11 protein-coding genes and 1 pseudogene are annotated in these 9,379 nt (G+C 48.2%); 4 read left to right on the top strand and 8 right to left on the bottom strand.

Translation table 11 applies throughout. The features are described 5' to 3' along the window. Positions 1-1,165: IS1634 family transposase (locus A6M21_RS16505; protein ID WP_066671365.1), on the top strand; the 1,165-nt coding region annotated here is incomplete at its 5' end. A gap of 67 nt (positions 1,166-1,232) precedes the next feature. Here the strand turns inward: A6M21_RS16505 and istB are convergent. From istB to A6M21_RS16470, 7 genes and pseudogenes are all read right to left on the bottom strand, one after another. Then, positions 1,233-1,880: an IS21-like element helper ATPase IstB gene (gene istB, locus A6M21_RS16500; protein ID WP_242868896.1), complete on the bottom strand. Its 648-nt coding sequence runs from the start codon at positions 1,878-1,880 to the stop codon at positions 1,233-1,235. After that, complete coding sequence (locus A6M21_RS19190; protein ID WP_066671363.1) at positions 1,867-2,535, bottom strand: Mu transposase domain-containing protein; 669 nt, start codon at positions 2,533-2,535, stop codon at positions 1,867-1,869. Before A6M21_RS19190 ends, istB begins: the two co-directional genes overlap by 14 nt. Beyond that, positions 2,502-2,996, bottom strand: coding sequence for an IS21 family transposase (istA, locus tag A6M21_RS19185; protein WP_242868895.1), 495 nt, complete (start codon positions 2,994-2,996; stop codon positions 2,502-2,504). Before istA ends, A6M21_RS19190 begins: the two co-directional genes overlap by 34 nt. A gap of 128 nt (positions 2,997-3,124) precedes the next feature. Then, positions 3,125-4,356 (bottom strand): annotated as a pseudogene (locus A6M21_RS16485) (IS110 family RNA-guided transposase). 247 nt (positions 4,357-4,603) lie between these two features. Then, complete coding sequence (locus A6M21_RS16480; protein ID WP_066671358.1) at positions 4,604-4,939, bottom strand: hypothetical protein; 336 nt, start codon at positions 4,937-4,939, stop codon at positions 4,604-4,606. Beyond that, on the bottom strand, positions 4,929-5,891 hold the full coding sequence (locus A6M21_RS16475; protein WP_066671356.1) for a ParB/RepB/Spo0J family partition protein: 963 nt from the start codon (positions 5,889-5,891) through the stop codon (positions 4,929-4,931). The genes A6M21_RS16480 and A6M21_RS16475 overlap by 11 nt, the downstream gene beginning before the upstream one ends. A gap of 83 nt (positions 5,892-5,974) precedes the next feature. Beyond that, positions 5,975-6,655, bottom strand: coding sequence for a hypothetical protein (locus A6M21_RS16470; protein WP_066671354.1), 681 nt, complete (start codon positions 6,653-6,655; stop codon positions 5,975-5,977). Positions 6,656-7,026: 371 nt separating this feature from the next. Here A6M21_RS16470 and A6M21_RS18120 point away from each other — a divergent pair, with 371 nt between their 5' ends. Then, positions 7,027-7,638: a glucosaminidase domain-containing protein gene (locus tag A6M21_RS18120; protein ID WP_078060822.1), complete on the top strand. Its 612-nt coding sequence runs from the start codon at positions 7,027-7,029 to the stop codon at positions 7,636-7,638. 162 nt (positions 7,639-7,800) lie between these two features. Here A6M21_RS18120 and A6M21_RS18535 read toward each other — a convergent pair whose 3' ends face one another. Next, positions 7,801-8,538: a hypothetical protein gene (locus tag A6M21_RS18535; protein WP_151191993.1), complete on the bottom strand. Its 738-nt coding sequence runs from the start codon at positions 8,536-8,538 to the stop codon at positions 7,801-7,803. Between the two features lie 228 nt (positions 8,539-8,766). On the opposite strand from A6M21_RS18535, the gene A6M21_RS16450 reads away from it, so the two are divergent. Both A6M21_RS16450 and A6M21_RS16445 read left to right on the top strand, forming a co-directional pair. Beyond that, complete coding sequence (locus A6M21_RS16450) at positions 8,767-8,955, top strand: hypothetical protein (RefSeq protein WP_066671337.1); 189 nt, start codon at positions 8,767-8,769, stop codon at positions 8,953-8,955. Positions 8,956-9,076: 121 nt separating this feature from the next. Further along, positions 9,077-9,268, top strand: a complete 192-nt coding sequence (locus tag A6M21_RS16445) for a hypothetical protein (RefSeq protein ID WP_066671325.1) — start codon at positions 9,077-9,079, stop codon at positions 9,266-9,268. Positions 9,269-9,379 lie beyond the last annotated feature (111 nt).

Genomic DNA, 9,379 nt, shown 5'->3' with positions numbered 1-9,379 from the left:
ATACAAAGAAAAAATTGAACTCGATCTTTTTGAAAATACCAGAGACCTGTTTGACCTGGATGTGGATATGGTATTTTGGGACACCACCTCAACTTACTTTGAAGGCAGGGGACCGGTTGAACTGGGCCGTTACGGTTACTCCAAGGATCACCGCCCGGACAGAATCCAGGTTATGATTGGCGTGGTAATGACCAGAGTCGGCATACCTATTGCCCATGAAGTATTCCCCGGCAATACATCTGACGCTGCTACCTTCCGGCAGATTATCGCCAAAGTGCGCCAGCGCTTCAACCTGACCCGGGTCATCTTCGTCGGTGACCGGGGCATGGTGAGCAAGGACATCCTGGACGACCTGGACAAAGACCGCATCGAATACATTGTCGGCATGCGCATGCGCAAGATCAAAGACGTCGGTGCGGTGCTCAAAACGGGCGGCCGTTACCGGACAGTCAAAGAAAACCTGAAAGTCAAGGAAGTCTGGCATGACGCCGACCGCTATATTGTCTGCTATAATCCGGTACAGGCCGAATATGACAAGCACGCTCGTGATGAGATGGCCAGGAAGCTGGCAGAACAACTTAAAAGCGGCGGCATCAAGTCACTGGTCGGCAACCGGGGTTACCGTAAATACCTCTTGCTCAACAAAGAAGCCGTGGTCGGTATCGACCATGAGGCCATGCAACAAGAAGCCCGTTTTGACGGCAAGTATGTCCTGCGCACCAACACCCAAATGAGCACCGAAGAAGCCGCCCTGGCTTACAAAGACCTCTGGCGGGTGGAGCGGGCCTTCCGGAAAATGAAATCCAGCCTGGATCTGCGGCCGGTTTTCCACTGGAAAGACAGCCGGGTACGCGGTCACATCATGGTCTGCTTCCTGGCGCTGGTGCTGGAATCGGCCCTGCAAAGAAAGCTGGTCGAGAAAAATATCAAGGTGGAATACATTTATTTGCTTAGGGACCTGCAACAGCTAAAAGCGGTTGAGCTTAGCATCGGCGATGAAAAGTTTCTCTGCCGTACCGAACTGGCCGGCAAGGCATATGAAGCCTTCAAGGCGCTTGGCATCCGGCCATCGTTGCAAATAGCCGAAATCAAAAACAGAGAAAACGGCATCACAAACCAAAACGGTCATATGTCAAATTCCCACCATACCCCTTCGCTCTTTTGAGAGGGAAGGGTGTAGTGGTACGTCTTCTGTTATTGCCCCAGAACCATTGATTTTCGGGGATTATTGATTAAAAAGTTTCAAAGTCAAGTATGAACTCCGGCCACTTGGAGAATTCGAGATTGCTGGTGACAATGGTACTTCGCACCTCATACCGTCCGGCCAAGACCTGGAACAGCAAGTTGGAGTTTTTCTGATCCAGCGTCATATATCCGAGCTCGTCCACGATGAGAAGTTGACAATGGTGAAGTGCTTTAAGCATGCGGGACAGGTGTTTTTCCGACTGTGCCTCCGCCAGTTGGGTTGCCAGATCACAGGCGCGCCGGAATCGCACGGAGTAACCTTTCCGGATGGCCTCCATGCCAAGAGCGGTCACAATGTGAGTCTTGCCGGTGCCACTATTGCCAATGGCAACAATATTAGTGCGGTTGCGGATGAAATCACACAGCGCCAATTCCAGTACCTGCTCCTGTTTGAGATGAGGCAGCATGGTCTGGTTGAATTCAAAGGTGTCAAGGGTCTTGATTACAGGAAATCCAGCCTGCTTGACCCGGCGCCGGAGGAGCGCCTTGTCACGCTGTTCATTTTCCAGGCGAAGCAGGGTCAGCAGGTTCTCCTCAAAGCTACTATCGGCTTTTACGTGCTTTTTGTAGTTTTCTAACACGGTCCATTTCATCTTATGGGCCAGCCGGGTGATCTCGGATTCATTCTGAGTCATGCCTTGAATCCCCTTCCTGGAGCAGGTCGTCATAGGCGGTTAAGCTTTTGTGCCGGACTTCCAGCTCGTCCCTTGGCGGCCCGGGTTCCTCCAGTTCCAGATATAGCTTTACCAGAGACAGGTTTGGATTGCGGGTATTGTTGGCCTGCTGGATTGCCCACAGAAGCCTGGTCCGTTCCACCTGAGAGCCCAGCAGCAGGACCTGCACCAATTGCTGTTTTGCCTCCGGCTCCCGGCACAGCCGCAGGAACTCCTTACATTCTTCAGGCATGATCCCATGTTTCACCGGGATGGCCTGTTCTACCGCCCGGGGCTTACGGTCCAAGATCTCCAGATAGTGCTCCAGCAAATAGCGGTGGTCCTGTTTTTTCATGGCACGGTCATGCCTGGCTACTTCCCGGCCCCTGTAAAAGACCGTGAGATGAAAGGGAGAAAGGCAGAGTGTGACCTCTTTTCCAACCAGGTGGCGGGGAACGGAATACCGGGTGCCCTCGTGACGCACGGTCAGGTCGGGATGCACCAGGGCAGTGGATGTAGCCCCGGTGTCCAGCCGGATCTCCGGCAGGGGTAGCAGTTCCTGCCGCTCTTGCTCCAGAGAATCCCGGATGCTGTGTCCATGGCCTAAAATGGTATGCGTTTTGCATAATGAAGGCAACGGTTGGTGACATGGTCTTGCAGTGATTGGTAACTGTCCATCCGGGGCATGGGAGTAAAGGCGATACGCCGGATAATGGCCACGGCATTTTCAACGTTTGATTTCTCCCAGCCGGCGGCCACGTTGCAAAATACTGCCCCAAACCCGTAATGGGCTTCCAGCCGGATAAAGCTATCCTGCTTTACAGCATTTTTGCCGCTGCCTTTCTTCACGGCCGTCTTGAGATTATCATAAACACAACGGCGGGCAACGCCGCCAAAGAATTCAAAGGCCTGGATATGTCCATGTAAAAATGACAGGGTGCTTTTGTCCGGGTATACGAAAGCGCAGAGAGCTCCGCTGTGCGGGAGGACGGCACAAAAGACGGATACCGTAATTTTGTCGCCCGCGATGACCGCGCTCATGTCGCCCCAGTCGAACTGCATGGCCTCCCCGGGCTCATGCTCCAAGGGCAGGAACACTTCCGGATGGCGTTCCCGCAGTTTCCGTACATATAATATGAAAATATTTCCTCTAAAGGCAATAATATGCCCGGCAAGCCTTAACCGCTTACAGAAGAACAAACAAGTGTTTAAAACGTAGCCTTGTTTTACGCGGAGATATTAACGCCTAGCCTGGCCAATTCCTTGATTAACGCTTTTTTCCGGCGTTCTGTTTGGAGACTTTGACGCATGGCAATTTCCTCTTCGCGGTATTCGGTTCCACTTTTTAAAACGGCATAAATGATAGTAAGGATTTTCCGGGCTAATGCTATCAAGGCTTTTTGTGGTCCTCGCCGCTGCCGGACTTTCCAGTACCAGCTGGACAGAGATGTTTTACGCATTCTGGTGACAACCCAGGCAACTTCACAAAGGATCCTTTTGATATAGCGATTGCCTTTGGTGATACGGGTGGACTTTTTTTTCCTGCGCTTTCATGGTTACCCGGACTCAAGCCAGCCCAAGAGGTAAAATGTTCGGCGTCAGGAAAAGGGGACAAATCTGTACCGATCTCACCAATAATGGCCGCAGCAGCGTTTAGGTTAATTCCTGGTATGCTGGCAATCAGCTTTAATTGTTCGCTAAACAAACGAAGCTTGCATTCAATTTCAGCCTCCAGCATACCGATGTTATCTTCAATTTGATACAAATGCCGTAGTTGCATTTGCAATAGTTTTTGCTGGTGAGGTGATAACTTGCTTTGAAGTGCCCGCTTTACATCATCCTCTTTAGCTTTAAGGCGGCCCTTTAAAAAATCTTTAAGCAGATGAGCTGGGAACTCTCCATGTAATGAGAGATATTCCAGAATATTGCGTCCAGAAATGCCGAATACATCAGAAAGGAATGTGGATAACTTTATACCAGCGCCCTGTAGTAACTTTTCTATGCGGTTCTTTTGTGCTGATGACTCTTCAACCAGGCTTTTACGGTAACGGGTCAATTCTTTTAGTTCACGTGTCGGTTTAGCAGGTATAAAGCTGCCCTTCAAAAGCCCGGCACGAAGGAGTTGAGCGATCCATTCAGCATCTTTGATATCGGTTTTTCGGCCAGGGACGTTTTTCATATGCCTGGCATTGACTAAAAGCAAAACCATACTGCCATCAAAAGCCGTTTCCAACTCATTGTATACCGGTTGCCAGTAAACTCCGGTACTTTCCATGGCGGCAAAACGGCATGACTGGCTTTCCAACCACAGACGCAATTCTTTTAAACCGTCAGGCATGGCCGAAAAGGTTTTTATCATTGATTCCGGCTTGCCTTTTAATGGACCTTTGAGAATACAGGCGACTACAGTATCACGATGTACATCCAACCCACAACAGCATTCTAAAACGGCTTCCATGGTCTTATCGGCACCTCCGCTATCAAAATATGGCAAGGTGCAAGGTGACCACAACCCGAGTAGAGCAAAATTTAATATACGTGCTACCCGAAGGGGGTGCGACAGTGGGATGTGCTCGAAGGTTGTGGGGTCAAGTTAGGGCACGGGGTTAGCATACCACCAAATAGTACGCCGGCCTTTTTCCCTTGCCTGATCCAATTATGCCATGAAAGAAAAAATTAGCAACATTTTCATTTGTGGGTTGTGCTCAAAAAATCATGGCCGTTTGGCGTACGGTGGACTGGGAAATGGCGATGCCCTTTTCGCTCTGCAGGTATTCCCAAATGTTTCTGGCATTCAGACGCTGTTTTTGGGGAAGTGTCTTGTTTTCTTCCAGCAATCGGATGATATCGCTTTCAACCTCCCGGAACAGCGGGGCGGGACGTTCCATTACCTTGCGCACATCGGGCAAAACGCCCCCGTGGCAATACTTGCGAACAGTTTTCCGGCTCATGTGCAGTTGCCTGGAAATGGCGCGCATACTTTGCTTTTCCACCAGAAACAGCTGTCGGACCTTCCGGTATGTATCCCAGTCAATGGTCATGGACTGCCACTTCCTTTCCGGTTTTCCCCGGGGAAAAATCCAAAACTTCCAGGTGAGCGTCCAACAGGGAGGCAAACCGGATACAGGCGTCCCGGCTTCGGGCCAGAAGACTGTGTTGTTGCAGCAGCACCGGATGGTCCAGGCCGCCCAGCTGCCGCTGGGCATCTGAGATACAGCGCAGCAGCAGGACAAGATCATTGCGTATGGCTTGACCGGAGGGTGGCACATCCTTTTCTTTGTGGTTGTTTCTAATGGCTTTTACCTTACGGATATCCGCCACTTTTCCCAAAGCGTGACGGGGTTGCTCCAGCATCTGTTCTTTGAACGAGTCCGGGCACCCTTCTTTGTTGTAGGTTTCCACCAGAACCTCCACGGCGGATTTGGGCAGTCCTTCCTGTACTACTTTTGTGGCAAAAGCATGTTGGATTTTTTCCGGCAGGCGCGCGATTTCCTGGGCGCTGTACGGGCAGAGCTGCCTCATGGTCACCAGTTCCCGCACCGCCGGGTGGAGCCTGGTGATCAGGCTAACCCGCTTGTTTACCCAACTGACCGACTTGCCCAGCATTTCGCCCACTTGCGACTGGGTATACTGCCCTGTTTTAAGCAACTGTGCGACCAGCAGGCCTTCACTAAGCGCATTGGGGTTTTTACGCAACGATGTCAGGAGCAGGGAAAGCCTGCTGCTGTCCTGTTCCTCCCAAACAGGGACTGCCACCGTCTCCACAGTTCTGACGCCCATCTCCCGGAGGGCGAGAAACTCGCATTCTCCGGACAGCACCAGGCGGGTGCCGTCCGGCAAGTTTCCTACCACCGGGAGCGTGAGCAGTCCATACTCCCGGATAATCCGGATACAGCGCTCTACATCCTGCCGGTTTACCGACAGGGACAGTACCTGATTGTCTTTTACGCAGGCCGTTTCTATCTGTGTGATGAGTCGTTCCGCTCTATGCATAAACCAAAGCCCTCCTTCCATGGCCCCAGCGTATCAGAAAGGGTGGTGCATGGATACGGCAAACCCGCAATTTTCCAATGCCTTCATAACAAAAAACGGCCGTATTGGGTAAAATACCGGTAAGCCAGTTTACTTCCGGATTCCGGAGACGAAAAAAGTGGGGCGAGTATGGTGAATAAATATGGCGCGGCTTGTTTGCGCGAATCAGTCCAGCGGGGGCGCACAACCAGGGAAGGCTGGCCGGACATGGCGGTTGCTGTTGCGTAATCTGTTGTCTCTTGGGCTTGTGGCAATTCTGATTTTAACTGACTGATGGCAGCTAGTTCATCTATCTTGAGCGTCAGCGCGTTCAGCGTCCGGCTGATGGTGGAATGACTGAATTTGGGTACTCCGTACTTTTCGCCGGTTTTCCGGGCGGCTGCTCTCATACTTTCGCCGCTGAGATACAGGACAATGGCATGCAGATAGACAAAGACGGGATATTTGCGGTAGGGAAGTTTCCAGGCGGGGAGCATAATACCGGCAGGTTTCTTCCCTTCCATCTGGACAGGGCACTCCACCTGGATGTCCCGGTAATACAGCTCTATGTGATAAATCCGTTTTTTCTTCGCCACAATGCCTGCTTGGCGAAGTTTATCGAATTCTCCGGGAGACAGTGGACAAAAAATTGTCTCAAAAGGCTTGCATTCCGCCTGAACCAGTGTTATATTCATATTGTTTTTGGGTTTAAGTTTTAAGACCATGTGGCAGGTGCTAGCTGCCATATGGTCTTTTTTCGCATCCTTTTCTTTCTCTATTCCCCTTTATTCCCCTGGTTCCTTTTCCGGTCCCCAAATAAAGTAGCGATAACAAAAAAGGGTGCCAGTTTCCTGGTCCCTGCTTATATCATCACTGGTTCCCTTTTTGGTATCCATTCAGAAAAGCGTTTCCAGTTAGGGATGTCGCAACAGGCGGTGCACAAGGTAAAGGAGCGCGCGTTGAACAGGTTGAGGAAGCGTTTTGTCCTGGACGAGCCTACCGGCAAGTAGAGCTTTAACCAGGATAGGTAGCTTCTAACGACTTTGGGTGAAAAGGTTATTTAAGGGATAAGTGTAAGTACTCAGTAATTAAGGATTTTTTAAGGAGGCTAATTTCTATGAGTTGTTCAAAAACGTATACTTGTGCTTCATTATCTCCATCAGATTTTATAAGTAAATATGTGGAATTTGCTCGTTATGCAAGCTATCAATTAAAATGGCCGGTTTCATTAATATTAGCCCAGTGGTCAGTTGAAAGTGGTTGGGGTCAGCAAGATATTTGCTCTCCATGTAATAATCCTGGTAATACTGGTAGCAAATCTGGTGGTTGTCCATCAAAACAATATTCCGATTTATGTCAAGGAGTTACTGATGGGTATATTGCGTTTGCAAAAAACAACTATGATCATAGCGGTTCTGGGAAGACTTACGCTAAATTAGTTGCAGATGCTTTTAGCAGTGGTTCTTTTACTATCCCAAATTCTAATAATTATTGTTGTTGTGTACCAGGTGCTGGTACTACTATCATAGGTGATCAAAAACCAGCTTGTGCTGCGCTAGGATCTAGTGGATGGGCGAGGACCGATTACTGCTATTGTTCAAATGGAACAGGTACCTCGTGTTGTTCTGGTTCTAATTGGGCTGGCCAAACACTATACGAACGTATATTGAACTATTTTTATGATTATGACTATATTGATACAACAACATCCTATCCCTCTTGTTGTTAATGCACAGTAACGTCAAAGTCGCTCTTATGCCAAGATATATAGAGATTCTATCGCTACCTGCTACTGCATATGGTAATGAAAAGGGACTTTGACGTGACCTCGGTTGTTAATGCTTAGGACATATTTAGGCTTTCTTTGAAAGCCTAAATATGTCCTTAATTATTAAATAGTTAAGCTTATTTTTTTGCCATTTACCAGAATATAGCCTTTAAATATATCTACATTACTTATAGATAAATGATGTAAGTTATTTAAATTTTCTGTTTTGCCAGTGTCGAGATTCATGATACTTATATTGCTATAAACACTTAATGCTTCTGTTATCCATAACACATAGCCATTCTTAACGGTATAATCAAATTGCATCCCACCCTCCATGCTTCCACCGCCTATTTTTCGTTGTTGTTTGGTTTTTATGTTAACAGCTATTAAGTCAACATTTCCTTGGTTCTGATTTTTTGCTTGAAGGTTTTCTTCTATTACCACCCAGTCATTGGTTGTATTTAGTTTCATTACGGTGACTAGTTCTTGGTTGGGTATTATCTCTTTTGAATATTGTTCTAAAGATAATTTTGGTTCTGGAATTTTGTTCTTAAAATGAATAGAAGTGGGTTTATGGTATAGTGGAAGTTGAATTAATAGTTTTGCATTATTAGTGCTAAGATATCTTCCGTTTGATATAAAAATCGAAGTTGGCTCAATTGGAAATTCTATATTTTGGGAAGGCGCTTGTTTTATTTCGGTATAAGCCCAAACTGTTTTATTGCCCATTGGGGCATAAACAATTACGGGAAAACTGGATATTGTGGACATATTTGAACATGCAGAAGCACTAATAATTACTATTAGAACAGTAAGAACCAGTGGAACAAGTAATCCCCATTTCCTATTTTTTCTCATGGGGTACGGAAGCCTCCTTGATAGTTTTCTTTCTCCCTGTAAATTAGACGTATGGGAAAGATATTTTGTTCCTGTTAGTTTTATGAAAATTTTTTTATTTCGGAGGATTGCGGAATACCGGGAGCATGTGGGTAACGGACGGATCCCGGAAGTGCCGGTGCTGGAACGCTAGCAGAAACGGGAGCGGAAAATCATTAGTGGACGGTGTGAGCGTGAGTTGATGCAGAAGTGGGTCCCGGAACGGCTGATGTGCTTGGTTGCCGGCGGAAGGACGTCCGGGAGCGGTATAAGGAACCGGCTGGCCGGGCATATGGTCTGGTCAGACCGGAGCAAGCGAGCCGGTTGGTGATCAGGGAGGTATGCAAAAACCCGGGCTACAACCGGGAGGATGTGGTTACCTGGAACTATATGGATTAGCGGATAAAGTGTAAAGAAAAAGTTTTTTTGGAACAGGGGGTTGTTAAAAAAGCCTCCTGTTTACTCTTTATAGGTTAGAAGGGTTGTTTTGTCTGGCGTGTTTAGACGGGGGGTGAGTGCCTTGAAACGCCAGCGCATTTTAAGCTGCCTGCAGCGTCTGCATGCTCTTATAATCGCCTATGCTGATTGTCTTGATGATTTTCCGGAGGGCATGCCGGAGCGCGAACTGATTTCGGAGCTTTCGGTAAAAGCCGCCGGGCAGGCCAGAGAAATCAGGGGTTTATTTTCGCGCCTTTATGGCTATGATCCGTGAATGGCGTCGGGATTGATGTCGTCCAGGTGTGACGGTTGACGATGAATTTTGGAACTTATTTCGTATTTGGCTCGTCTATATATGGTAAACAGGGTAAATATGGGTGATAAA

The sequence above is a fragment of the Desulfotomaculum copahuensis genome (assembly GCF_001655685.1).
GTDB lineage: Bacteria > Bacillota > Desulfotomaculia > Desulfotomaculales > Desulfovirgulaceae > Desulfotomaculum_G > Desulfotomaculum_G copahuensis.
The sequence above is the reverse complement of the archived record's forward strand: the minus strand, read 5'-3'. Positions and strand labels throughout refer to the sequence as shown.